Consider the following 23,618-nt stretch of genomic DNA (forward strand, 5'->3'; position numbering starts at 1 on the left):
GCACCCCGACTGGTTTGTCCAGTTATCCTATTCCCCCTATCCCGGTTATCGCTTCACCGGCCCCGATTTGAGCAGCAGCCCGGATTACAGCATTCAGATCGAAGATGGTTATTACGACCACTCTGAAGCTGCGGTTGTCTGTCGCTACCAGCAACGACACAGCGGCGAGGTGCGCTACATCTATCACGGCAATGACGGTACCCATCTGCCGTGGAATGATACGGTGCAGCTCAACTACCTGCTCCCGCAGATGCGCGAGGCGATGATTCAGCTCATCATCCGCGTCGCCAGGCGTTTTCGGATTATCCGTTTTGACGCCGCCATGACTCTGGCCAAGCGCCATTTTCAGCGCCTCTGGTACCCGCTGCCGGGGGTTGCCGGGGGGGTGCCGTCGCGCAGCGATCACGCCCTGAGTCAGCAGGACTTCAATCACTATTTTCCCATTGAATTCTGGCGTGAACTGGTCGACCGGGTGCAGCTTGAAGCTCCCGACACCCTGCTGGTGGCCGAAGCCTTCTGGCTGATGGAAGGCTACTTTGTCCGCACCCTGGGGATGCATCGGGTTTACAACAGCGCTTTTATGAACATGCTGATGCAGGAGGAAAACGCCAAGTACCGTCAGACGATCAAGAACATCCTGGTGTTTGATCCGGCGATTCTGCAGCGTTTCGTCAATTTTATGAGTAACCCTGATGAAGAGCCGGCAATCGAGCAGTTTGGCGATGGCGACAAGTATTTCTGTGTCGCTACCATGCTCGCCACCATGCCCGGCCTGCCCATGTTCGGTCATGGTCAGATTGAAGGTCTGCGCGAGAAGTACGGCATGGAGTACCTGGCCCCACGCTGGGATGAACCGGTCGATAAGGCGCTGCTGGCGCGCCACCGCGCAGCCATCTTCCCGCTGCTGCGGCAACGGGCCCTGTTCAGTGGCGCAGATGCGTTCCAGCTGTACGATTTTGAATCGGTTTACGGGGTCGAAGAGGATGTGTTTGTTTACAGCAATCAGCTTGATCAGCGCCGGGTACTGGTGATTTGTAATAACTCGGACAAGAGCATTACCGGTCGTATCGCTGCCCCGGTCACCATGGCCGGACGCGCCGGTCAGGACCTGGTCAGTGCCTGTGCCATTGACTGTAGCGGCGATTTTGTCGTGCTGAGCGACCTGATCGACAATATCCAGTATCTGCAACCTTCAGCTTCCCTGCGCCGGGGGGGAGCATTTACCCTGGCACCTTACAGTGTTCGGGTGATTGGCGGCTTTGTCCCACGCCGGGACGAGGATGGACGCTGGCAGCGCCTGTGGCAGCAGTACGGTGATCGTGGTGTGCGTCACCTGTGGCTCGAGCATGATGGCCTGTTGCTGGAGAAAAGCTGGCCGCTGCTAAGTGAACTGCTTGCTCTGCCTCAGCCCCAGCGGGCGCGCCGGCAGATCCGCCGGTTGCTGACCGAACTGGTGTCCATCTATACGGCTTCGCCCCTTGCCGATATGCCGCCGGACTATGTCCTTGAAGTACTGACGCGCGGGCGGTATCCTGATCTGCCCCGGCAACCGGAAGGTTATGGCGAACTGGCCTGGTACCTTGATCGTGCTGCTACGGCGGATGGCTGGTTCCAGCCGTTTGACCGGATCTGCAACCGCTATCCATTACGGCCATTACTCGGTTGTCACTACTACGATTACAGTGACTGGTGTGTTCATCAGGATCTGGAGCGTTTCTGTCTGGTCCTGCTCAGCTACCAGCTGTTCCGTGAAGGTGACCGGATTACGGCTGAACCGGTAGCCATGATCGACCGGGTGATTGCTTTGCTGCGGGCCATCAGCAAGCTCAAGGTCCAGTCGACCAGGGTCGGCTATCGCGTTGACCAGTTGCTGGCACAACTTGATCCGCGTCCCCCATTGGAGGAGCCGCTGCCGGCCCAAGTCGAAGGTCTGAAAATCCTCTTTGTAGCTTCCGAAGCGACCCCCTTTGCCAAGTCGGGGGGGCTGGCCGATGTCGCCGGTTCCTTGCCACGTGCCCTGCGCCTGCTCGGTCACGATGTCCAGGTAGTCATCCCTGCTTATCCGCAGATCGACAAGGCGCCGGTGATTCCGCGCAAGGCGCCGCACAGTGTTGAAATTGTCATGGCAGGGGTGCCCCGCCGCGCCAGCCTGAAACAGGCGGTTTACGATGGCGTCCCCTACTGGTTTATCGATACCCCGGATCTGTACCAGCGTGATGGGCTCTACTCCGGTCCTGATGGTGATTACCCCGATAATGGCATGCGCTTCGGATTTTTCTGCCGGGCGCTGCTGGAACTGGCCAGAACCCTGAAGTTTCCTCCGGATATCATCCATCTGCATGATTGGCAGACCGGACTGGTACCGGTGCTGCTGAAAACCAGTTACCGCAGTGACCCGTTCTTTGCCGACACCAGAACCCTGTTGACTGTTCATAATCTGGGCTACCACGGCACCTTCCCCTTCTCCTTGCTGCGGCAACTTGAACTGCCGGGGAATTTGACCAGCCCGGCGGCACTGGAATATTACGGTAATCTGTCGCTGCTCAAAGGGGGGATCGTCTTCTCCGATCTGGTCAACACCGTATCGCCGACCTACTGCCGCGAAATCCAGACGGCAGAGCAGGGATACGGCCTCGATGGTCTGTTGCGCGCGCGCAGTGCGCATCTTCATGGCATCCTCAATGGTCTTGACGACCGGATCTGGAATCCTGCTCAGGATGTGGCGCTGCCGCACAACTACAGTTTGCGGCAGCTCAAGAACAAGCAGAAATGCAAAGCCTTGTTGCAGCAGGAGTTGGGGCTGGAGGTGCGCGCCGATGTGCCGCTGGTGGTGGTGATCAGCCGCCTCGATCGCCAGAAGGGGATCAATCTGATCGAGACCATCTGGCCGCAGCTGCTCGAACGCCCCTTGCAGTTCGCCCTGCTCGGCTCGGGAACCCCCGAGAATATGCGTTTCTGGCAGGATCGCCAGGGCGCAAACCCCGGCCAGGTGGCGATCAGCCTGACCTTTAATGAGGGGTTGTCGCGGCGCATGTACGCAGCGGCCGATCTGTTGCTGGTACCGAGTTTGTACGAACCTTGCGGTCTGACCCAGATGATTGCCCTGAAATACGGTGCTTTACCATTGGCACGCCGTACCGGCGGGTTGGCCGATACGGTTGTCGATGTCGACGAAGATCCAGCGCGGGGGAACGGTTTTGTCTTTGATCACTCGGATCCCTGGTTGCTGCTGGCTACCATTGATCGGGCGTTAAGCTACTATCACCAGCCGGCAATCTGGACCAAACTGGTGAAGCGCGGCATGGCGCAGGATTTCAGTTGGGTACCTTCGGCGCAGGAATATCTCAAGCTTTACCGTCACATGATGGGTGTGCCGGTTGACCAGGAGGAAACAAAGGAATAGCTGATGAGCTACGTTGCAAAAGGTACGTTTTGGATCGGGGTGTATCTACTGCTGATACTGGCCCCTCTGGCGATTCTGTTGATCGAGCCGGTGCCCCCCGGTAACGGCTTCTGGTGGGATGTGTCGCTGGCTTTGGGTTTTGCCGGCACCGCCATGATGGGGATGCTGTTTCTGCAAACCGCCCGTTTCCGCCGTGCTTCGGCTCCTTTCGGCATCGACATTATCTACTATTTTCACCGTCAGGTGGCGTTGATCGCCGTTCTTTTTATTATTGCCCACCCGGTTATTCTGCTGATTCTCAAACCCCAACTTATCGATCTCTTCAAACCCGGGGTGGCCCCCGCTCATTTCTGGGGTGCGGTTGTGTCCACCCTGGCGCTGCTGGCGCTGGTGGCAACATCGATCTGGCGCAAACAACTAGGCCTCGATTATGATCTCTGGCGGGTTCTTCATGCGCTGCTGGCGGTGCTGGCCCTGGGTCTGGCGATCTGGCACGTGCTGGGTGTCGGCCATTATGTCGATACGCCCTGGCGCAAACAGTTGTGGGGCACCTTTTCCCTGTCGTGGTTGCTGCTGCTGGTGTATGTGCGGCTGTATAAGCCGCTGCAGCAGTGGCGTCACCCCTATCGAGTTGTTGAGGTGAAAGAGGAAAAGGCGGACAGTTGGAGTCTGACCATCGAGCCGGATGGTCACACCGGATTGCGTTTCCAGCCGGGACAATTTGCCTGGCTGACCCTGGGTAGCTCCCCCTTTGCCTTGAAGGAACACCCCTTTTCCTTTGCCGGCAGTGCCGAGAAGGTTCCGACCCTGACCTTCACCATCAAGGAACTGGGTGATTTCAGCAGCACTATCAAGCAGGTAAAACCCGGTCAGATTGCCTATATTGATGGGCCTTACGGCGCTTTCAGCCCTGACCGCATGGCGGCCGGTGGTTTTGTCCTGATTGCCGGAGGCATTGGTATCGCACCGATGATGTCGATGCTGCGCACCTTTGCTGATCGCCGGGAACAGCGTCCACTCAAGCTGCTCTACGCCTATAATAGCTGGGATCGGCTGACCTTTCGGGAAGAGCTGCAGGAGCTTGAAGAGCAGCTGAATCTGGAAATTATCTGGTTGTTAAAAGACCCCCCGCCCGGCTGGGAAGGAGAGACCGGACTGATCACCAGCGATCTGCTGCAGCGTCGACTGCCGCTGGCAGACGTGGAACAGTCTTACCTTATTTGTGGACCGGTGGTCATGATCGAACTGACGGAAAAATTGCTGCACCAGGGTGGGGTTCCGCTGGCGCGGATCCACTCGGAACTGTTTGATATGGTATAATTGCCTTGATGGTTGTGCTTCTGGCTCGGAGTAAAGACAATAAAACTGTTCACCATCCCTTCACTTCGTTCACTTGAGGCACAGGGAACGCAGAGAACATCCTGTTCTTTATGCATCTCTCAGTGATCTCAGGGGCTCAGTGGTGAATATCAGATTCTCTTTTGAGGAGTACTGGATGAGACTTCTATTTGCCAACCTGCTGGCCTGGGTGACCGGGGTGCTCATTGTGGTGATGGTGGTGCTGTTTGCCTGGCTGCAGAACGGTTGAGGTAATGATAGAGGCCCTGCTTTACGATAAACGTGCAAACAATCAGGTCGCCTGCCGCCTGTGCGCCCATTTCTGCCTGATCAACCGCGGTGAGCGCGGGCGTTGCGGGGTGCGTGAAAATCGTGATGGGACCCTCTATTCTCTGGTATACGGTCATACCATCGCCCGTCATGTCGACCCGATCGAGAAAAAACCGCTCTATCACTTTTATCCAGGCAGCCGCTCTTTTTCTATCGCGACCCCCGGCTGTAACATGCACTGTCACTGGTGTCAGAATGCCGGGATCTCCCAGGTACACCGTGAGCTGAAATTTCCTGTAGGCGATGCCATGGCGCCCGAGCAGGTTGTCGTTGCCGCCCAACAGAGCGGCAGCCGCTCCATCGCCTATACCTACACCGAGCCAACCATTTTTTTCGAGTACAGCTTTGATACTGCCAGACGCGCCCAAGAAGCCGGTATCGCCAATGTTTATGTCAGCAACGGCTACATGTCGGCAGCGGTGCTGGACCTGATTCATCCGTACCTGGATGCTGCCAATATCGATCTCAAATCCTTTCGTGACCCAACCTACCGCAAGTATGCCGGTGCCCGACTGCAGCCGGTTCTTGACAGCCTGAAAAGACTGCATGCCCTCGATATCTGGCTCGAAGTCACCACCCTGATCATTCCCGGGATCAATGATGATGCGCAGGAACTCAAAGAGCTGGCCGAATTTATCGTCACCGAACTGGGTGCCACTACCCCCTGGCATGTCAGCCGCTTCTATCCTCAATACAGGTTGGATCACCTGTCGCCAACCCCGTTGGCCACCATCAATCAGGCGGTGGAGATCGGTCGCGCGGCAGGATTGGTGCATGTTTATGCCGGCAACCTCGGAGTCGATAACAATACCCTTTGTCCGGGGTGTGGAATGACCCTGATTCAGCGTCGTGGCTACGATCTCAAAAGCAACCGGATTGATAGAGAGAGTTGCTGTCCCGATTGTGGACAACAGATTGCCGGAGTGGGGATGGGTGGAAATAGGGGGACATAAGACCGATTAATCTAGTCGGAATTATGTCCCCCTATTTCCCCCCCCCTGTTTCCCCCTATTTTCAGGTCATTCCAGGGAGAACCGTCGTTGCCCTATCAAGAACTTGCAGACACAGTCCTGCTTCTTCATTTCGGCATCGTCCTGTTCGTGGTCCTGGGGGTTCCGATCATATTTCTTGGCAACAGGGTTGGCTGGTTCTGGGTCAACAATCTGTGGTGGCGGTTGGTTCACCTGATGACTATTGCCATTGTTGTCCTGCAGGTATGGTTGGGTCGTTACTGCTCTCTTACGCTGCTCGAGTCCTCGCTTCGGGAGAAAGCGGGCCAAACCGGTTACGAAGGTAGCTTCATCGAACACGGGGTGCAGCGCGTCCTCTACGTTGATGCGCCCATGTGGGTCTTCGCTGTGGTTTACACAGTTTTTGCGCTGCTGGTGGCGTGGACCTGGTGGCGTTTTCCGCCGCGGATGGGTAGAGGCAAAAAAGGTGGCGCTTAACCTCTCGCTGCTTATCGCCAGGGGGTGCATCGCGAACGTTCGGTGGTAAAGGCTCGGAACGGTTGAAGATGATGGTTATTTTTACACCACCGTCATTCCAGCGCAGGCGGCAATCCAGGTATTGCAAAGGGGCGCAATTCATTGCGCCCTGGTTTTCATGGTGATGATTTTATTCCCCTCCATCGGAGGTGTGGCAGGTGGTTCCTGAGCTCGCCGAAGGGCGGAGCCTGACGGGGTGGTTAGGTTGTGAAGGGGGCAAGACCGGCGGCGTTAAGCTTCCGGCAGTGCTGAGAGTAAACCTAGATGCTCAACAAAGGGAATGAAGTCTCGGTCGGTGAAAAGTAGGGGTATCTGGCGCTCAATGCAGAAAGTAGCGATGATGACAGCCATTGTTTTGCGGATGGTGATTCCCTTCTTGCGCAGCGTTCGGTAGTTCTCTGCACACTTCTCGGGCATGCCTTGGCCAAACAGCTGGAATCGGTCCAGCATCATCAATGTTTGCTTGGTCTTACGGTACTCCCGGTCGTCCCGTATGCCTTGAAGAATTTCGAGAAAAATCAGATCACCCATAACAACAGTGCCTTCGACGATCCCGGCATCGAGGGTGTCGGTATGTTTGCTCTGGACGCCATTAAGATAGTCGATCCAAACACTGGTATCGACCAGTATCATTTGCCGCCGCGCATTTCGTCCAGATCGCCTTCCCATGTGATCCGGCCGCGCAGGTTGCGAAGTTCCTGCTGCCGGCTTCGTCGTACCAGCAGTTTAAGGCCTTGTTCTACCGCCTCTTTTTTTGTGCTGAGACCAGATGCTTTGAGGGCGTCAGCCATTAACTTATCATCAATAACTATGTTGGTTCTCATAATCCACCTATGTGTATATGTGGTAATATTATACACATTCTAGCATGGGCAAAGAAACATAACAAGCCCATCCAGCGCCGCGTGCGGCCTACACTTTGCGCAACCGCTCCAGATACCCCTCCCACTCCAGCGGCAGCAGATCCTTCTTCTGGTTGTTGCACTCCTTGCACGCCGGGACGCAGTTGCCTCTCGTGCTGCGGCCGCCGCGGGCAATGGGAACAATGTGGTCGAGGGTCAGTTCTTTGGGGGGGAAGGTGCGCTGACAGTAATGACAGATGCCGGTGGCGACGCGATTTTTCCACCACCCTTGCTTTCGCAACTCCCGCGCCTTGTGGCGCTCCCGGCGAATCTGCTGTTCGTCGATGTCTAACCAGAAATCCACTGTCTTAATGCCTTTGTGCCTGTCTGTTGTGATTTAAGCCGCTGAATTGTTGAGCATGATAAAACCGATCTGCCGACCGGTTTTGCCGTCATCGCGGCGGTAGGAAAAAAACATTTCCGCCTGGGCAAAGGTGCAATGTCCGGCTTCTTCGATGGCATCAGGGGTCAGACCTGCCTGCTCCAGTTGCAAACGGCAACTGCGGGCGAGGTTGAGGTGCCAGTGACCGAGGCGGGTTTCGCTGGAGATTTCGTTCCAGAAACCGCTTCCTTGCCGGAAGGCGTCACGCACCGGGCGGTCGACCTCGTACTTGTCAGCACCGATACCAGGTCCAATGGCAGCGACCAGATCTTCTGGGGCGCAGTTAAAGTGGGTGGTCATGGTCTTGATGGTTTTGTGGATCAAGCCACCGGCTGCGCTGCGCCAGCCGATGTGGATGGCAGCAATCGCTGTCAGTTGCCGGTTCCATAGCAGTACAGGGTAGCAGTCGGCAGTGAGGATGCCGATCATGATACCAGGCTGATTGGTCACGATCGCATCGACCTCGACCCGAGCAAAATGGCTCAAGTCAAGATTGGGTTCGTCGACCAGGAGCAGATCCTTGCCATGAACCTGTTTCACTGTCAGCAGCTGGTGCAACGGAAGGTCGAACGCCCGGACAAAGGTTGAGCGGTTTCCTTCGACATGGGCCTTGATGTCGTCGGTATTGGTGCCCAGGTTCAGGGAATGATAGGGGGGGCGACTGACACCGCCATTGCGGGTGCTGAATCCGGCAGTTAACCCGGCACAAAGCGCAGCAGGCTGTAAATAGGATGTTTTTCCCTTGCGAACCAGTTTCATTGCTAAAGCTCCAGTGTAAAAAATCAGGTATGGTGGTCGTTTCCGTCAGTAGCGGCGGAAGATCCACCCTGTTGCAGGTAGGCGATAATATGCCGTAGTGGCGTCGGGATGTCACTGCTAAATTCCAGATATTCGTCGGTGCGTGGGTGAATAAAGCCAAGGGTCTGGGCGTGGAGGGCCTGTCCAGGAAGCTGACGGATCAAGGTGCGTAGCTGTTGATCTTTGATGCTGTTCAGTTCCGCACGCCTGCCATAGAGTGGATCACCAACCAGCGGGTGGCCTGCTTCACTTAAATGGACACGGATCTGGTGGGTGCGGCCGGTTTCCAGTTGCAGACGGATCAGGCTCAGCTTTTCCTGTGAGAAGTTGTCGATAAGGCTCCAGTGGGTGACGGCTTTTTTGCTGCTCCTGGCTTTCGTGCTGAATTTTTTGCGTTGGACCGGATGGCGCCCCAGCGGTTGGTCGATGGTTCCCTTGCGGCCCGGCAGGTGACCGTGGATCAGGGCGAGGTACACGCGCTTGATGCTATGTTGATGAAACTGGGCAGCCAGATGCTGATGAGCCTGATCATTTTTGGTGACAACCAGAACGCCGGAGGTGTCCTTGTCGATGCGGTGAACAATGCCCGGGCGCAGGGCGCCACCAATACCGGCAAGATCGTCGCAATGATGAAGCAGGGCGTTAACCAGGGTGCCGCGGGAGTGTCCTGCGGCTGGATGCACCACCATGCCGGCAGCTTTATTGATAACAATCAGATCCTGATCTTCGTAGAGAATGTCGAGGGGGATGGCCTCTGCCAGTGCCGTGCCGGGGGCTGGTGGTGGCAGCAAAACCTCAATGGTTTCGCCACCTTTGAGTTTGAAGCCGGCTTTGGTTGCGACGCCATCGCAGGTAACCTGCTGAGTTTCAATCAGTTTTTTGATTTGTGCGCGACTGATCCCGGGCAGGGCTTCCGCCAGAAATGCATCCAGTCGCTGCGCCGGAGAGTCGCAGGGGAACAACAGCTGTTGAGGCAGGGCCATTTACCAGATCTGACTGTCGATTTTTCCGGCCTGTTTAATCAACACATCAACAATGGCGCGGTCATAAAGATGCTCGCGATTGGCAAGTTCGGGGGAAACGCGTAAAAAGAAGTGCTCGCGCCCCTCGTTCAGCTCGGCATCCATCAACTCAAAGATATTGTCACCTTTAATCCCTTCGACCACCTTATCTTGATTGTACAGGGCGATGTCAGAAACAATCGCTCTGGCCAGACGAAAAGCCAGATCGGGATTCTCAACTACTCTTGCCATAAATCATGCCTCCTGGGCTGCAGTATGATGGATGAAGAATTGAATTCTATTAATTTTTCTTTCCGTTGGCAAGGGTTAAACGGGAGAAGTAAGTTTTTTGAAACCGCCAACGCAGCGTTTTGTTGGGGGGAACCTTTTTTTTGTGATAGGATCGATGGGTGTTCCAATAACTGCTGGAATCGATCAGAATGTGAGTGATATTAACAGATTCTGACAAAGAGGCAAGGACGAAGATGATGTCATCGAACCCTAAAAAAGTACTATTTGTCGACGATGAACCAGCGTTGCTCGCGCTGGCTGAGGATCTGCTGATTGAAGAGGGATACCTGGTTGTTTGCGCTGCGGACTCACGTCAGGCGCTGGATCTGTTTGCGCAGCACGAGCATCAGTTTGATCTGGTGGTGACCGATGAATCGATGCCGGGAATGACCGGTAGCGAGTTGGCGCAGCAGCTGTTTCAGTTAGCGCCAGAGTTGCCGGTTATCCTCTGTTCCGGTTATCTGTTGACCATGGCGGACGAGAGGATTGGCGCCACCAATATCAAAGAGGTCATCGCTAAGACCGACGTTTTCTTCAAGTTGCCGTCAGCGATGGCAAGCCTTTTTGCCCAGGGTCAGCACTAAAAAACGGCCATAGCGCTGCTGCGGATTGTCAGCGCAGAACCATCACCGCCAGCGCCGCAACAACAACTGCAGCAACAAGTATCGGCACCAATGGCAATTTTTTCCCCGGCAGTTGCGGTGCTGTTGTCGCTGTCAGTTGGCCGACTACGGGAAAGCGCTCGATGAGCGAACGAACATGAGGTGCAGTTTTCAGGGCTGCGGTCAGGTCCTGGCCGGCCTGATGTACCCCTTCATGATCCCCTTGTAGCCAATGTTTGCTGCTACTCACGTCATAAACCACACCACTGACGGCTACATAGGCCGGTGCGCCGTTTTGTCCGTCGAAATGTGCAAGTTCCTTCAGCGTCATCATAACCTCCGGTCCGGGTTGGAAACGGTATAGTATCCAACTGGAGATTCCGGCTGGATACCACCTGGTTTTTTTACTGGGGTTTTGCCGTTTTTTGAACCCGGCGACGGGTTTCCCTGGCTGCATTTTTTCAGACACTATGATAAACAGAGGAAGCTTTCAAGGGGAACAATCACGCAAAATGATTTTCAACACATGCCAGTTGCGAAAGGGTATCAGGATGACAGACGGAAAAAAAATAGGATTTATCGGTGGTGGTAATATGGCCGAAGCCTTGATTAAGGGGCTGCTGGCGAGCAACTTTCCCGCCGCTAAACTGGTTGTATCGGAGCCGATTGAAAGCCGACGTAACCATTTACACGATGCCTTTGGGGTCTCGCTGGTTGAAAGTAATCCGGAGCTGGTGGACCTGTGTGAGATTGTCGTGCTGGCGATCAAGCCTCAAATTGTCGATGAGGTGCTCAGTCAAATAGCATCGGTCTGGATCGATACCAAGTTAATGGTATCGATCCTGGCCGGGGTGACCTGCACCAGCATCGAGAAAAAGTTTGCCGGAGCGCCGCGGGTTGTACGGGTGATGCCAAATACCCCGGCCCTGGTTGGCGAGGCGGCCAGCACTATTTGTAGCGGGACCCATGCCGGCAAGGGTGATCTGCAGATTGTCCGCGAGCTGTTTGAAAGTGTCGGCATGGTTCAGTTGATCGATGAGCGTCAGATGGATGCGGCAACCGGTTTGTCCGGATCCGGTCCAGCCTACATTTATACGGTGATTGAGGCTCTTGCCGACGGTGGAGTACGAGAAGGGTTGCGTCGCGATGTGGCACATGCTCTGGCGGTACAGACGGTTGTCGGTGCGGCGCTGATGGTGCGTGAAACCAAGGTACATCCAGCAATTTTGCGGGATCAGGTCTGCTCTCCCGGTGGTACGGCCATAACCGGGGTCAGTACCCTTGAGAAAAAAGGGCTGCGAACCACCCTGATGGAAGCAGTTTCAGCGGCGGCGACGCGCTCACGTGAGCTGGGCGGTAATTGAATGTGGGAGCTGGAGTAGGGTGATCCTGTGACGAGCAGGCTTCCTTTTCATTACGGCTGGTTGATCGTTGTTGCCTGTATTCTGACGACCTTTTCCTGTTTTGGTCTGGCGCGCTTTGCCTTTGCCATGCTGCTGCCGGGGATGCAGGAAGGGTTGCGTCTGTCCTATGAGCAGATGGGCTATCTGGGAACCGCAAACTTTGTCGGCTATCTGCTTGCCGTGGCAGCTACCCCCGGTGTTCTGGCACGCTGGCGCCCACGCCTGACCCTTGGTTTTGCCCTGGTGCTGATCGCCGTGACCCTGGCGGCGCTGGCGCAGGCACAAACCTTCAATAGCCTGTTAGGGTTCTATCTGATAACCGGCTTTGGCAGCGGGCTGGCGAATATCTCCGGGGTGGTTCTTATCGCGTTCTGGTTTCGTCGCGAGCGCCGGGGGCGGGCTGCAGGATTGATGGTTGTCGGCAGCGGGCTGGCGATCATGTTTTCCGGCTGGGTGGTCCCGCGCCTGAATCAGCTGGAGGGCTTTGCCGGCTGGCGTATCAGTTGGCTACTGTTTGCGCTGATTGTCGCTGCCCTTGCTTTGATTGTCTTTGTGCTGGTGCGTAATACCCCCGAAGAAATGGGGTTGCAACCGGTTGGCCGCCCAGTAGCGGTAACGGCGGCCGATGTCAGCAGCCGTTATCCGCCGGGCAGCGGGCGGGTGTTGATCCTGCTCGGGCTGCTCTATTTAGCCTTTGGCCTGACCTACATGGTGTATGGCACCTTTTTTATCACCAGCCTGGTCGTCGAACATGGCTACCCGCAAGCCCTGGCGGGGCAATTCTGGGCGTGGGTCGGTTTTTTCAGCATTTTTTCCGGAGTATTGTTCGGTACACTGTCCGATCGTATTGGCCGGCGCCTCGGGTTGATGGTGGTTTTTATCATCCAGACGGCGGCCTACCTGCTGGCCGGGTCGGGGTTGGGAGCTGTTGCCCTGATGCTGTCGGTGGTTCTTTACGGGGTCACTGCCTGGTCTATTCCCGCCATTATGGCAGCGGCGGTGGGTGATTATCTGGGGGCGGCCAAAGCGGCTGGTGGGTTTTCGCTGATCACCTTCTTTTTTGCCGGTGGTCAGGTGTGCGGGCCGGCCATCGCCGGGATTATGGCAGAACACTATGGCAGTTTTGCTCCGGCCTTTCTTGTTGCTGCCCTGATCACAGTTGCGGCGGCAGTGTTCTGTCTGACCCTGCCACGGGCTTCTGCTTGTTCACATAAACGGCCCTATACCCGGTCAGCCTGATAGTACTTGCCAATCAGTGGTTGTAATTCCGCATGCACTCCGGGAAAACCGCAAACGATGATGCGATCACGGTGAGCAGAATAGGGGTGCCCCTGTTGGTTGCTGACCTGGCAGCCGCTTTCATCGAGAAACAACAGTGCTGCCGCCACATCATAAGGCTTCAGGTCGCTCTCCCAGAATCCCTGGAGAAATCCGGCCGCTACGTAAGCAAGGTCGAGAGCTGCTGAGCCGAAACGGCGAATGCCGCGGCAGCGGTAGAGTACATCCTCGGCACAGGCGAAAAAAGGGTTGGCCAGATCAGCAGAACGGTAGGGGAAGCCGGTGCCGATGAGGGCGTGCCTGAGGGGTAGCCAGCTGGCCTGACGGCAGCGCGATCCTTGATGATGCAACCCCTGACCGCGGATAGCACTGAAGCCTTCGGCGGAGGCCGGTCGCCAGATCACCCCCAGGTCACTGCGTCCTGTCACTTCGAGGGCAACGGAAATGCAGAATTGATCGAGGCCACTGAGATAATTGGTGGTGCCGTCGATGGGGTCGATAATCCAGCGCAGTTCGGTGTTCCCTTCCTGCCCCGTTTCTTCCCCATAAAAACCGGCTTCGGGCAGAAGCTTGGCCAGCGCTTCCTTAAGCATTTCTTCTGAATGGATGTCGACCGCAGACACAAGCTCGCGCTCGTCTTTTTCCGTGCCGCTGCCCGGACCCAACCGTCGGAATTGCTGGAGTTGATAGTCGCCAACAGCGCGGCACAGGGTAGAAACGGCAGTGAGCAGGTGGGAATTGAGCATCGTCAGAGCATTTTTCCGCGGCTGGAAAAGTACCGGTTATAGAGGTTGAAGGTGCGCCGATACTGGCGGATTTCGAGGATGATGATGTTGATGATGCTGGCGATGGGGACGCCGATAATCATGCCGAGAATGCCGTAGAGTTTTCCCCCCATAATAATCGCCAGAATGACCCACAAAGGGTGTAGATTGGAAACTTTGGAGATCAGGATCGGGATCAGGATCATGTTGTCGACAATGATCTGGGCGATGAGGATGTAAACACACAATATCCACCAGAATTGGGCGCCAACGCCCAGATCGACCAGGGCGATGGTAATCCCCGGCAGCATGCCGAAGATCGGACCGACATAGGGTACCAGATTGGAAACCCCGGCAATCACAGCAAGAATAGGGGCGTAACGGATGTCGGTGAGGGCCAGCCCGGCCCAGACCACCAGCCCGACGATGATGGCTTCGATGATTCTGCCGCGGATGAAATTGGATAGCTGCCAGCTGACGTGGGCGTAGATATCCAGTACCATTTCAAAGTAGCGATTGGGGGTGAGGGAAATCAGGCCGCGCATGATCCGCCTGCTGTCGCGCAGAAAAAAGAAGGAGAACAGCGGCACCAGAATCAGCAGGCTGCCGATACGCATGGCCGAGCGCGGGGTTTGTACCAGAATGGCCCCGATCAGCGTCTGGGAGAAGTTGCGCAAGTGATCGCCGAGGTTGTAGTGGGCAATAAAGGGGAAATGTTTTTGCGCCAGTTCGAGCCATTCGGTCAGGTAGACGATGGCAAAGCTGATATAACGCGGCACATCGGCTTTGAGCGCCTGTAACATGCCGCGCCAGTTGGGTGGTCCGATGAGCAGCAGCAGTGAGGTTATTGCCGCGGAAATCAGCAGATAGATGATAAAAATGGCGAGGGTACGGTGGACCCCGCGGTTTTCAATCAGACGCACCAATGGATCGAGCATAAAGGCGACGATCATGGCGAGCAGAATCGGTAGAAACAAGCCGGAAGTTGCCGTCTGTAACAAGGTAGTAAAGGTGGTGGCGGACGAATAGATGGCAATCCCGGACGCGATCGCTGTGGTCAGTACCAGGTAGATAACCGCCACCTGGGCGCGACTCAAGCCCGTGGAGTCACTCATGGTGGTGTTCCTGAGAATCCCTGGTTGTGGATTGCAGTAGTTCAAGCTGTTGACTGCACTGAAGCAGTCGATCGGCAAGGACGCGGTTTAAACCAAACAGGATCTTTGCTGTTGGTGCCGGATGGCGCAGGGTTGCTTCGAGAATATCGGAACGGAACAGCCCTACCAGAGATGTTGCCGTGGTCGCCCGAGCCGCTGCGGTACGGGGGCGGTTACCGGTAAGGGCGACCTCGCCAAAAAAGTCGCCGGGTTCGAGGATCGCCTGTTCATGCTCTTTGCCCTCGCTGTCAACCGTGAATACCTGTACCTGACCGGAGCGGATGACGTACATTCCCGAGCCGATATCACCCGTCGAAAAGATCATCTCATCGGCGACATAGTTACGCAGATGAACAATCTTTTCAAGTAATGCCAGTTCGCGCCGGCCGAGTTTGGCGAACATCGGAATCTGACTTAAGAAATAGGCCAGGGTCTGCTTACCGGCCTGATTGCGGAAGATATTATGCCAGAGAGGGTTTGGATTCATGGGTCGTCCCGGAGTATAATGTGTCCCCATGAAGGCGGATAATAACTGCTGATACAACGGCATAGCATAATATGCCAGCAAGCTGCGCCAGTGCCAGAGAAATTGAGCTTTTAGCTGGTTTGAAACGGTTGTCGCGGCAACGCCGGCCTGGGGACAAACAGCGAAAAGCCGCAGCCCCTTTTCGTCTGGCGAAAAGAGGCTGTGGCCGGCATAGATCTAAAGGCGATGAGAATTCAGTTGTTCTCTTCCAGCAAGGCTTCAATGTCAGGAACGCAGCCACCACAGCCGGTGCCGGCGCTGGTGGCATCCTGAACTTCCTCAACGCTGGTGAGGTTTTGTTCCTTGATGGCCTTGACAATGGTGTCACGATCGACGTTCATACAGTGGCAAATGGTTTCAGACATAAGGGTCTCCTTTGGTGGATGGTTTGATTGATCGGGGTGATTATACTCCTTTGGGAGCAGACTTGCCAATTACCGTGAGCATTTATTACAAAAAAAACGTAACGGTTGATCACCGGATCTTCGGATCCTATGTCAAGGGACGCGATTGTTTCTCGTTGGGTCATCCATGACCGCGTGTTGTCGCCGTCTATGGCGACAAACACCCTTGCCCCAGGAGCCAAAGGCCCTGCGCAAGGATAGGGCTGAATAGTTACAAAAAACATCGTTTAGTTGCTGAACCGGCGTTCCTGTGCGCCAATCAAGGCAAGTGATTTGTCGACGTTGAAGCGAATCAGGTGCTTCGGGCCTTTCTCCTGGTCTTGTTCCGGTGTCAAGCTTGTACGGGTCATCTGCCGGGCCAGTTGCGGGTCGTCTATCTCGGCGACTTTGTGCAGATATAATCGGGTTCCCTGGTAACCACCACCGGACTCAATGAAGAGGTAGGTGGCGTGCGGGTTGGCGCAGATATTCTGATAGGTCAGCCGCTCCCGCATCAAAAATACTACTGAGCCGTCAACCATTACGGTGGGCCGGGCATAGATGGCGCTGGTGACATTGCCCTGTCTGTCGGCGGTTGATAAAATACCGATTCCCTGGGTGCTGGTGAAATAATCGTTGAGGGTCATGGTCGGCTCCTGGTTCTTTTATGGGTATTTATTTTTGTCCACGACAAAATCATAACACACTTAATACTATGAATTGTATAGCCTGGATAGATATTTTTCAGTGCCCTGTGGATGTCAACATCCCTTTTGCTGGCAAAAACCGAGTGAACAGATGTTTGTCCCGGATTTAAAAAATTATCCTCAGTCTCCCGGCGTGTATCAGATGCTTGCTGCCGATGGGACGATTCTTTATATCGGTAAAGCGCGGCGTCTGCGTTCACGCCTGCGCTGCTACTTTTCGGCACAGGGAGACGGTCGTCAGCAGATCCCCTTGCTGATGAAAAAGGTCGAGCGCATCGAGGTGATCATCACCGACACGGAAAAAGAGGCCCTGCTGCTGGAAAACACCCTGATCAAGCAACATCGGCCACGCTACAATATCGACTTGCGTGACGACAAAACCTACGTTTCGGTACGTATTGACCTGCGCGAGGAGTTTCCGATCATGCAGGTGGTGCGGCAGGTAAAAAATGACGGTGCCCACTATTTTGGCCCTTATTCGTCAGCGGCGGCGATCCGCGAAACCTTAAGACAGATTTACCGCATTTTCCCCTTGCGGCACGCTCCGATAGAGCGCTGCCGCCGGCGTGGGCGCCCCTGCCTCTTTTATCAGATCGGTCAATGCAGTGCTCCCTGTCACGGCAAGATCAGCCGCGAAGACTATCGGTCCCTGGTCGACGGGGTCATTCAGTTGCTGGAGGGGCGGGAATCAGAGGTGATCGCATCGTTAAAGCTGCAGATGGATACCGCAGCTAAAGCGATGAAATACGAACAGGCAGGCCTGGTGCGCGATCAGATCCGCCTGATTCAGCAAAGTGTTGAAAAACAGAAAGTAAGCGACCATGGTGGCGGCGATCAGGATGTGATTGGTCTGCATCAGGATGGTGGCGAAGTCGAAGTCACCCTGCTCTTTGTGCGCAACGGCAAACTGATCGGTCGCCGTAGTTTTCTGCTTGAGTGGGTGCTGGACTTGCCCGAGTTATTGCACGGCTTTCTCCTCGATTTTTATGCCCGTGATGTGATTATCCCCGATCAACTGATTCTTCCCTTTCCCCTGGAAAGCGCTTCGCTGCTGGCTGAATGGTTGAGTGAACAACGTGGCAAAAAGGTACATCTGCTGGCGCCTGAGCGCGGTGAGAAGAAACGTCTGCGTGAGCTGGCGCAGCGCAACGCCGAGGAGTCCTATCGCCAGCGTGGTCAGCGCAAGCAAGCGCGGCAAAATCTGCTGGACGAACTGCGGGAACGGCTGCAGCTTCCGCGCTTTCCCCGGCGCATTGAATGTTTCGATATTTCCCATGTTCAGGGGGATTTGGCCGTTGGCAGTATGGTGGTGTTTATTGATGGCGAACCCGTCAAGCAGGAGTATCGCCGTTACCGGATCAAAACGGTGATCGGGGCAGATGATTATGCCTCGTTGAGCGAGGTCCTGCAGCGCCGGCTTAAGCCTGGTGTCGAGGACGACTGCCTGCCGGATATGATTCTGATTGATGGGGGCAAGGGGCAGCTTGGTGTCCTGGTAGAGGTGATCGCCCGTCTTGGGTTGACTGGCCGGATCGGTACGGTGGGCATTGCCAAGAGCCGGGTGTTGGCGAATGTCAAAGGCAAAGTGGTAGAACGTTCCGAAGAACGGTTTTTTCTGCCCGGCCGAAAAAATCCGGTGACCTTTCGCCAAGGCTCTGCCGCGGCGTTTTTGCTGGAACGTCTGCGTGACGAAGCCCATCGTTTCGCTGTCAGCTTTCATCGTACCCTGCGCGGCAAGCAGGGGTTGCGCTCCAGTCTTGATCAGATTCCCGGCATCGGTCCGGCGCGCCGCAGGGCGTTGCTGAAACATTTCGGTAGCCTCAAGCGTTTGCGTGAGGCGGGAGCGGACGAGATTCAACAGGTTCCCGGCTTTTCTAACGCGCGGGCACAGCAACTTGTTGCGGCACTGAAAGACCAGCACTAGAAACACTTTTCCGGATATGCAGCGGTCACTTTTCGTCGTGACGGTGTCAACAACCACAAAAAAACCCTCCACCTGGTCACGGTGGAGGGCTGATGATAGAGCCTGATGGTGGGTCTGCCGGCTATTCGACGCTGAGGACGGCGTTTTCAACAATCAGGTCGTAAACATAGCCGTGACCGAAATCTTTATCGGTGGTGAGCTTGCCTCTGGCGACAACAACATCACCGACTTTGAGCTGGTTATTGCTGGTCAGGGTGAGATCGTGGTTGCCTGCTGCGGGGCTGCCCGAGCCATCCTGCAGGTGAACCCAGTTAGTGCCCATGATCTGCGGGCTGAACTTCACCACTTTGCCACGCAGTTGAATCTCCTGACCGGACAAATCATTGCGGGCAGCGTAGATTTCTTCAATGTTGAGGCCGTTTTCCAGTTTGTCGAGGGGACTCACGACAATGGGAGCCGGTGCTGCACCACCCATGCCGGCGATAGGCGGATGTCCGGTCGGCATTTCCCCTTGCGCCGGAGCGGCGCTTGAGGCGTTAACAGAGCTGGCATTAAGGATTGAATCGACAAAATAAACCACATCAAAAGTCCGGTCGAGGGTTTGGCTGTGGTAGTTGTGCATGGGCATGCCTTCAGGAATAACCACCAGATCACCAACGCCGACGGCGAATTGCGGTGTCGCGGCCCAGACCTGCTGGTTATCGGTTTCGACCAGCACATAGGTATAGCCAAGAGCATTCATCGTTTCAACGACACTACCGCTGATGTTGTTTGATACTGGTGGTGCCGGTGCCTGAGGTTGCGGGGTTGAACTTTGGCTGGAGGAATTTTGCTGGCAACCAACCAGCAGCACCAGGATGAAGAGCAGTGCGCTAAAGAGAATGCGATTTTTCAAGGGAACCTCCGAAACTTGTGTTCACGACGTTAGTGGTCAATGGTGCTAAAACCTCGTAACGATAGCACAGGTTTTCAATGGGCAACAATAGGTGAGTTCGCTTTGGCGTATTTTATGTGCGGATGCACAGGTCGCGACCGTAGAGATGTGTTGCAGTGCGCAAACGCCCGCACAGGGATTCGTCCAGGGCGTTTTTGGCAAAGCGCCAGGACCAGTTGCCGTTAGCGGTGCCGGGGGTATTCATTCTGGTCTCTTCACCCAGACCAAGGATATCCTGCAAAGGGATGATAGCCAACCTGGCTACACTGGCCAGAGCGGTTTCAACCATTGCCCAGGGTATTTCCGGTGTGGGGCGCCCGAGATATTCTTTAACTCGGCTTTTGACCCGGTCGTCGAGTTGATTCCACCAACCGCGGGTGGTGGTGTTGTCATGGGTGCCGGTATAAACGACCGAATTGCGGCGATGGTTGTGGGGTAAGTAGGGGTTGTCAGCGCCTGAATCGAAAGCAAATTGTAAAATCTTCATGCCGGGGAAGGAAAAATCATCCCTGAGTTGTTCCACATCGGGGGTGATAATACCGAGGTCTTCGGCGATAATCGGTGGGTTGATATAGCGCTCAGTCAGCAGATCGAACAGTTCGCGCCCGGAGGTGTCCATCCAGTGGCCGTTCACCGCTGTTTGGTCGTGAGCCGGAATGGCCCAGGAGGCCACAAATCCCCGAAAGTGATCGACCCGTAACAGATCAAACAGAGTAAAATTCCAGTCGAAACGCTGCAGCCACCACAGGTAGTTTTGCTCTTTGAGTTGATCCCAGCGGTAGAGGGGGTTTCCCCAACGCTGACCGGTGGCACTGAAATAGTCTGGTGGAACGCCGGCAACCAGGGTCACCTGCTGGTGCTCATCAAGATGGAACAGCGGGGCGTGGGCCCATACGTCGGCGGAATTTTCAGCGACGAAAATCGGCAGATCACCAAACATCAATATGCCACGCCGGCGGGCATACTCGCGCAGGGAAAACCACTGTTGGTAAAAAACAAACTGCAGGTACTGATGCCAGGAAATCTCGTCGGCCAGTTCTGATCGACACTGGGCAAGAGCTGCCGGGTCACGCCGCCGAAGTGGTTCAGGCCACTCCTGCCAACCAAGAAACTGCTGCTCGGCACGGATCGCCTCAAACAGGCAGTAGTCATCAAGCCAGTGCGCCTGGGCACGGCAGAAGTCGGCAAAGCGTTGGTGGCGCTCTGCGTCCTGTTGTACGACGAAGTTGTGCCGGGCTTTGCGCAACAAAGGCATCTGGGAGATTAAGGCGGCACTGAAGTCACAATGAGGTGAGGCCGGAGTTGGAGGCGGCAGGTCGCCGGGCATTAAATCGCCGGTTTGGGCAAGATCGGCCAGGTTGATCAATAGGGGGTTGCCGGCAAAAGCGGAAAAGCAGCTGTAGGGGCAGTTGCCGTATCCGGTTGGATTGAGTGGCAGAATCTGCCAAACGGATTGACTGCTGGAAACCAGAAAATCGACAAAGTCACGTGCTTCCTGTCCTAAAGAACCGGTATGCTGGCCTCCCGGCAAGGATGTCGGGTGCAGCAGAATACCGCTGTGGCGCTGTTTCAACATGTCGGTTCCTGTCTGTGGCGAGCAAGTAAATAGAATGTTTTTAACCGGCTGTTTGCCGTAAAAACTGTCTACATCCTGTTTTTGCTGTTTGTATTTCTCGGTGTCAGTGCGGATCAGTAATCAGCGATCAGGGGGAAATAATGCGTCCGGCCCGATGTTGGATGTCGACGATATCGAGCATATTGGTAATGCGCCCGACCTTGAGTTGATCTTTCCGGTGGTAAAAATCGAGGCACAGGCCACAGCTGGCGATATCAACGCCCGCGGTTTTAAGTGCCACAAGGGTGTCGAGAACCTCGGAACCTGCACAAACCAGATGAATACCACTGTTGACAAACAGAATGGCCGCCGGCAGTGGATCGATCTCTAACTGGATCATCAGGAAATTTTTCAGCAGCAGCCGACCAAAAGCATCGTCACCGGAGCCCATGCGATCACTGCCACAGTAAATGACCGTCGCTCCTGCTGCCGTGGTTTGTGGGGTCGGAGCTGGTGCTTCGGCCGGCATTTCCAGCGGAGTCAGTGCGAGCCGATAGCCGTCAGCCGTTGCTGCCGCCGAGGTCTGATAACCCATTTTTTGGGCGAGACGGGTGACATTGTCACGGCAGACGTCGTCATCAACCAGGACCATCAGTTTCCTGCCGGTATTGGCCAGAATCTGTTTGCGCGTTTCAACAACCGGGTAGGGGCAGGCATAACCCCGATAGTCAAGTTCTAACATGTAAGGCTCCTGTAATGGTGCATCGTTTTAAACTGAAACGAACTCATCGTAAAACACAAACTACCATAGTTGATGGCGTTGCAAAAAGCATCAGGTTGGATAGCTAGGCTCAAAGCACCAAATATAAGGCGCGCCATTTTGTTGAGTAATGAGGCGTGCGTACGTCGCAGCGGTGAGACGCTGGCGGCAACTCAGTTGTTGGTGAGTTTTTGCGCCGCCATCATCGTTTGCACGAAAACATCAGCGGATTTGCAACTTCATTGCTGCAACCAGCCGGTTAGGCACATATCAGCTGAACAAGGGTTTCAATGTGGGCGGTCTGGGGAAACATATCAACTGCCTGCAGACGTTTGATCCGGTAGCCGCCATCCAGCAGCTGTTTTAGATCAGCAGCCAGGGTGTCGGGATCACAGGAGATATAGATGATCTGCGCCGGGCGCAGTGCGATGAGGTGGCGGGTCAGCTCTTCACCGCACCCCTTGCGCGGCGGGTTGACGGTAACCAGGTCCGGGCTGCTGGCCAGCCGTTGCAGCTCCGCCAGCGCATCGCCGGCAACAAATCGACAGTTACCCAGGTTGTTAAGGGCGGCATTGGCCTTGGCGTTACGCACAGCTTCCGGGACAACCTCGATACCGGTCACGCTGCGTGCTCCTTTAGCCAGGCTCAGGGCAATGCCGCCGATGCCGCAGAACAGGTCAACAACTGTTTCCTTGCCGGTCAACGCCGCCCAGTCGGTGATCAGGGCGTACATCCTTGCGGCCTGCCGCGTGTTGACCTGGAAAAAGGATTCAGGGGCAATATGCAGCCTGATGTCACCAATCTGTTCGATCAGGTCAGGATGGCCGAGGAGCTTGATGGATTCGGTGCCGAGGATCACGTTGCCGCTGGAACTGTTGATGTTCTGGTGAACGCCAATCACCTCGGGCACCTTTTTGACCAGTTTTTTTGCAAGTTTCGGGAGGTCCTGATAATCACGGTCATGGCAGACAAAGGTCACCAGGGCACGGCTATTGTCAGGGCTGACCCGGATCAGCAGATAGCGCAACAAGCCGCGTTGATGGCGCGGTTGATAGATAGAAACCTGCTGCCGCGCCACGTCATCGCGGACGATGGCGGCGATGCGGTTGATCAGTGGGTGGTGGACCGGGCACTCGGCAATATCGACGACATCATGGCTGCCGCGGCGGTAGAGGCCAAGGAGCAGTTTTTCCCGCTTGCGCGCAAACACCAGTTTGACGCTGGTGCGATAACCCAGGGTGTCGACAGCGGGAAGCACTGGCAGGGCAGAAAAGCTCTCAGCCGGAATCAGCGCAGCCAGTGCCTGTTCGACCCGCTGTTGTTTGAACTGCAGCTGCGCCTGATATTGCATACTGATCAGTGGGCAACCCAGACAGCTTAATTCGAGAGGACAGCCGGGTTGGGCGGTACGTAACGGCGAGCGTCGCAGTATTTTAAGCAGGCGGGTGAAAATATGGGTGCGGCCGCGATGTTCAACCTCTGCCACGATCGTCTCAGAAGGAAATGCGCCCTGAACCAGGAGGGTGCGGGTTCCTTCCAGAACAGTGCCCACCCCTTCCTTATCCAATCCGGTCAGGGTTACCTTCAGGGTGCCAAGTTCCGGGTCTGTGATTTTTTTCTTTTCGGGGGCTTTTTTCATGGTTTTATCTGGCCGTCGTTGCCTTGTTGAAGAAACACGAGAATGCAGGCTGCACAC

At 55.5% G+C, this 23,618-nt stretch carries 24 protein-coding genes; 8 read left to right on the forward strand and 16 right to left on the reverse strand.

The genetic code is table 11. The annotated features are described in order from the left end of the window. From glgA to AC6F7T_RS09565, 4 genes are all read left to right on the forward strand, one after another. On the forward strand, positions 1–3,403 hold a 3,403-nt coding region (gene glgA, locus AC6F7T_RS09550; RefSeq protein WP_500718255.1), incomplete at its 5' end, for a glycogen synthase GlgA. 3 nt (positions 3,404–3,406) lie between these two features. Continuing rightward, positions 3,407–4,723, forward strand: coding sequence for a ferric reductase-like transmembrane domain-containing protein (locus tag AC6F7T_RS09555; protein ID WP_500718257.1), 1,317 nt, complete (start codon positions 3,407–3,409; stop codon positions 4,721–4,723). A gap of 272 nt (positions 4,724–4,995) precedes the next feature. Beyond that, positions 4,996–6,024 carry an AmmeMemoRadiSam system radical SAM enzyme gene (gene amrS, locus AC6F7T_RS09560; RefSeq protein WP_500718260.1) on the forward strand — a complete coding sequence of 343 codons (1,029 nt, stop codon included), beginning with the start codon at positions 4,996–4,998 and terminating at the stop codon, positions 6,022–6,024. A gap of 87 nt (positions 6,025–6,111) precedes the next feature. Further along, entirely contained in the window at positions 6,112–6,519 is a 408-nt protein-coding gene (locus tag AC6F7T_RS09565; RefSeq protein ID WP_500718263.1) for a DUF2784 family protein, read from the forward strand. 270 nt (positions 6,520–6,789) lie between these two features. Here AC6F7T_RS09565 and vapC read toward each other — a convergent pair whose 3' ends face one another. From vapC to AC6F7T_RS09595, 6 genes are all read right to left on the reverse strand, one after another. Next, positions 6,790–7,191, reverse strand: a complete 402-nt coding sequence (gene vapC, locus AC6F7T_RS09570; RefSeq protein ID WP_500718265.1) for a type II toxin-antitoxin system VapC family toxin — start codon at positions 7,189–7,191, stop codon at positions 6,790–6,792. Next, positions 7,188–7,382 (reverse strand): type II toxin-antitoxin system VapB family antitoxin, encoded by a 195-nt coding sequence (locus AC6F7T_RS09575; RefSeq protein WP_500718267.1) that lies wholly within the window; start codon positions 7,380–7,382, stop codon positions 7,188–7,190. The genes vapC and AC6F7T_RS09575 overlap by 4 nt, the downstream gene beginning before the upstream one ends. An 88-nt stretch (positions 7,383–7,470) precedes the next feature. After that, positions 7,471–7,764, reverse strand: a complete 294-nt coding sequence (locus AC6F7T_RS09580) for an HNH endonuclease (protein WP_500718269.1) — start codon at positions 7,762–7,764, stop codon at positions 7,471–7,473. Between the two features lie 33 nt (positions 7,765–7,797). Continuing rightward, positions 7,798–8,601: a peptidoglycan editing factor PgeF gene (gene pgeF / locus AC6F7T_RS09585; protein ID WP_500718270.1), complete on the reverse strand. Its 804-nt coding sequence runs from the start codon at positions 8,599–8,601 to the stop codon at positions 7,798–7,800. Between the two features lie 23 nt (positions 8,602–8,624). Beyond that, positions 8,625–9,623, reverse strand: a complete 999-nt coding sequence (locus AC6F7T_RS09590; protein ID WP_500718273.1) for an RluA family pseudouridine synthase — start codon at positions 9,621–9,623, stop codon at positions 8,625–8,627. After that, on the reverse strand, positions 9,624–9,893 hold the full coding sequence (locus AC6F7T_RS09595) for a hypothetical protein (protein ID WP_500718274.1): 270 nt from the start codon (positions 9,891–9,893) through the stop codon (positions 9,624–9,626). It lies immediately after the preceding gene. A gap of 233 nt (positions 9,894–10,126) precedes the next feature. On the opposite strand from AC6F7T_RS09595, the gene AC6F7T_RS09600 reads away from it, so the two are divergent. Further along, positions 10,127–10,516 carry a response regulator gene (locus AC6F7T_RS09600; protein ID WP_500718277.1) on the forward strand — a complete coding sequence of 130 codons (390 nt, stop codon included), beginning with the start codon at positions 10,127–10,129 and terminating at the stop codon, positions 10,514–10,516. Between the two features lie 28 nt (positions 10,517–10,544). Here the strand turns inward: AC6F7T_RS09600 and AC6F7T_RS09605 are convergent, their stop codons facing one another. Continuing rightward, positions 10,545–10,868: a cytochrome b5 domain-containing protein gene (locus tag AC6F7T_RS09605; protein WP_500718279.1), complete on the reverse strand. Its 324-nt coding sequence runs from the start codon at positions 10,866–10,868 to the stop codon at positions 10,545–10,547. Positions 10,869–11,085: 217 nt separating this feature from the next. Between AC6F7T_RS09605 and proC the strand changes: the two genes are divergently transcribed. Continuing rightward, positions 11,086–11,898: a pyrroline-5-carboxylate reductase gene (gene proC / locus AC6F7T_RS09610; RefSeq protein WP_500718281.1), complete on the forward strand. Its 813-nt coding sequence runs from the start codon at positions 11,086–11,088 to the stop codon at positions 11,896–11,898. A 27-nt stretch (positions 11,899–11,925) separates the two neighbouring features. Further along, positions 11,926–13,176: an MFS transporter gene (locus tag AC6F7T_RS09615; protein ID WP_500718284.1), complete on the forward strand. Its 1,251-nt coding sequence runs from the start codon at positions 11,926–11,928 to the stop codon at positions 13,174–13,176. On the opposite strand, the gene AC6F7T_RS09620 is transcribed toward AC6F7T_RS09615, so the two are convergent. The 5 genes from AC6F7T_RS09620 to AC6F7T_RS09640 form a co-directional block, all read right to left on the reverse strand. Continuing rightward, on the reverse strand, positions 13,158–13,961 hold the full coding sequence (locus AC6F7T_RS09620; RefSeq protein WP_500718285.1) for an inositol monophosphatase family protein: 804 nt from the start codon (positions 13,959–13,961) through the stop codon (positions 13,158–13,160). The two genes, AC6F7T_RS09615 and AC6F7T_RS09620, sit on opposite strands and share 19 nt — an antisense overlap. 2 nt (positions 13,962–13,963) lie before the next feature. Then, positions 13,964–15,094: an AI-2E family transporter gene (locus AC6F7T_RS09625; protein ID WP_500718287.1), complete on the reverse strand. Its 1,131-nt coding sequence runs from the start codon at positions 15,092–15,094 to the stop codon at positions 13,964–13,966. Further along, entirely contained in the window at positions 15,087–15,620 is a 534-nt protein-coding gene (locus tag AC6F7T_RS09630; protein ID WP_500718289.1) for a cyclic nucleotide-binding domain-containing protein, read from the reverse strand. The genes AC6F7T_RS09625 and AC6F7T_RS09630 overlap by 8 nt, the downstream gene beginning before the upstream one ends. 233 nt (positions 15,621–15,853) lie before the next feature. Continuing rightward, positions 15,854–16,024 (reverse strand): (2Fe-2S)-binding protein, encoded by a 171-nt coding sequence (locus AC6F7T_RS09635; protein ID WP_500718291.1) that lies wholly within the window; start codon positions 16,022–16,024, stop codon positions 15,854–15,856. A 266-nt stretch (positions 16,025–16,290) separates the two neighbouring features. After that, entirely contained in the window at positions 16,291–16,689 is a 399-nt protein-coding gene (locus AC6F7T_RS09640; RefSeq protein WP_500718294.1) for a hypothetical protein, read from the reverse strand. Between the two features lie 151 nt (positions 16,690–16,840). Between AC6F7T_RS09640 and uvrC the strand changes: the two genes are divergently transcribed. Next, a complete protein-coding gene (gene uvrC, locus AC6F7T_RS09645) occupies positions 16,841–18,673 on the forward strand; it encodes an excinuclease ABC subunit UvrC (protein ID WP_500718296.1) in 1,833 nt (610 codons plus the stop codon). A 121-nt stretch (positions 18,674–18,794) separates the two neighbouring features. Here the strand turns inward: uvrC and AC6F7T_RS09650 are convergent, their stop codons facing one another. The 4 genes from AC6F7T_RS09650 to rlmD form a co-directional block, all read right to left on the reverse strand. Beyond that, on the reverse strand, positions 18,795–19,568 hold the full coding sequence (locus AC6F7T_RS09650) for a DNA-binding protein (protein WP_500718298.1): 774 nt from the start codon (positions 19,566–19,568) through the stop codon (positions 18,795–18,797). Between the two features lie 112 nt (positions 19,569–19,680). Then, positions 19,681–21,300, reverse strand: a complete 1,620-nt coding sequence (malQ, locus tag AC6F7T_RS09655) for a 4-alpha-glucanotransferase (RefSeq protein WP_500718316.1) — start codon at positions 21,298–21,300, stop codon at positions 19,681–19,683. Between the two features lie 10 nt (positions 21,301–21,310). After that, positions 21,311–21,904, reverse strand: coding sequence for a sulfurtransferase-like selenium metabolism protein YedF (gene yedF, locus AC6F7T_RS09660; RefSeq protein ID WP_500718301.1), 594 nt, complete (start codon positions 21,902–21,904; stop codon positions 21,311–21,313). Positions 21,905–22,181: 277 nt separating this feature from the next. Beyond that, positions 22,182–23,561 carry a 23S rRNA (uracil(1939)-C(5))-methyltransferase RlmD gene (gene rlmD, locus AC6F7T_RS09665; protein WP_500718302.1) on the reverse strand — a complete coding sequence of 460 codons (1,380 nt, stop codon included), beginning with the start codon at positions 23,559–23,561 and terminating at the stop codon, positions 22,182–22,184. Positions 23,562–23,618 lie beyond the last annotated feature (57 nt).

The sequence above is a fragment of the Pelovirga sp. genome (assembly GCF_059864205.1).

Excerpts from the sequence above, each read along its gene's own strand:
- AC6F7T_RS09555 (WP_500718257.1), top strand. The coding sequence starts at position 3,407 with ATGAGCTACGTTGCAAAAGGTACGTTTTGGATCGGGGTGTATCTACTG.
- amrS (WP_500718260.1), top strand. The coding sequence starts at position 4,996 with ATGATAGAGGCCCTGCTTTACGATAAACGTGCAAACAATCAGGTCGCC.
- vapC (WP_500718265.1), bottom strand. The coding sequence starts at position 7,191 with ATGATACTGGTCGATACCAGTGTTTGGATCGACTATCTTAATGGCGTC.
- AC6F7T_RS09575 (WP_500718267.1), bottom strand. The coding sequence starts at position 7,382 with ATGAGAACCAACATAGTTATTGATGATAAGTTAATGGCTGACGCCCTC.
- pgeF (WP_500718270.1), bottom strand. The coding sequence starts at position 8,601 with ATGAAACTGGTTCGCAAGGGAAAAACATCCTATTTACAGCCTGCTGCG.
- AC6F7T_RS09590 (WP_500718273.1), bottom strand. The coding sequence starts at position 9,623 with ATGGCCCTGCCTCAACAGCTGTTGTTCCCCTGCGACTCTCCGGCGCAG.
- AC6F7T_RS09595 (WP_500718274.1), bottom strand. The coding sequence starts at position 9,893 with ATGGCAAGAGTAGTTGAGAATCCCGATCTGGCTTTTCGTCTGGCCAGA.
- AC6F7T_RS09600 (WP_500718277.1), top strand. The coding sequence starts at position 10,127 with ATGATGTCATCGAACCCTAAAAAAGTACTATTTGTCGACGATGAACCA.
- AC6F7T_RS09605 (WP_500718279.1), bottom strand. The coding sequence starts at position 10,868 with ATGATGACGCTGAAGGAACTTGCACATTTCGACGGACAAAACGGCGCA.
- proC (WP_500718281.1), top strand. The coding sequence starts at position 11,086 with ATGACAGACGGAAAAAAAATAGGATTTATCGGTGGTGGTAATATGGCC.
- AC6F7T_RS09620 (WP_500718285.1), bottom strand. The coding sequence starts at position 13,961 with ATGCTCAATTCCCACCTGCTCACTGCCGTTTCTACCCTGTGCCGCGCT.
- AC6F7T_RS09625 (WP_500718287.1), bottom strand. The coding sequence starts at position 15,094 with ATGAGTGACTCCACGGGCTTGAGTCGCGCCCAGGTGGCGGTTATCTAC.
- AC6F7T_RS09630 (WP_500718289.1), bottom strand. The coding sequence starts at position 15,620 with ATGAATCCAAACCCTCTCTGGCATAATATCTTCCGCAATCAGGCCGGT.
- AC6F7T_RS09635 (WP_500718291.1), bottom strand. The coding sequence starts at position 16,024 with ATGTCTGAAACCATTTGCCACTGTATGAACGTCGATCGTGACACCATT.
- AC6F7T_RS09640 (WP_500718294.1), bottom strand. The coding sequence starts at position 16,689 with ATGACCCTCAACGATTATTTCACCAGCACCCAGGGAATCGGTATTTTA.
- uvrC (WP_500718296.1), top strand. The coding sequence starts at position 16,841 with ATGTTTGTCCCGGATTTAAAAAATTATCCTCAGTCTCCCGGCGTGTAT.
- yedF (WP_500718301.1), bottom strand. The coding sequence starts at position 21,904 with ATGTTAGAACTTGACTATCGGGGTTATGCCTGCCCCTACCCGGTTGTT.
- rlmD (WP_500718302.1), bottom strand. The coding sequence starts at position 23,561 with ATGAAAAAAGCCCCCGAAAAGAAAAAAATCACAGACCCGGAACTTGGC.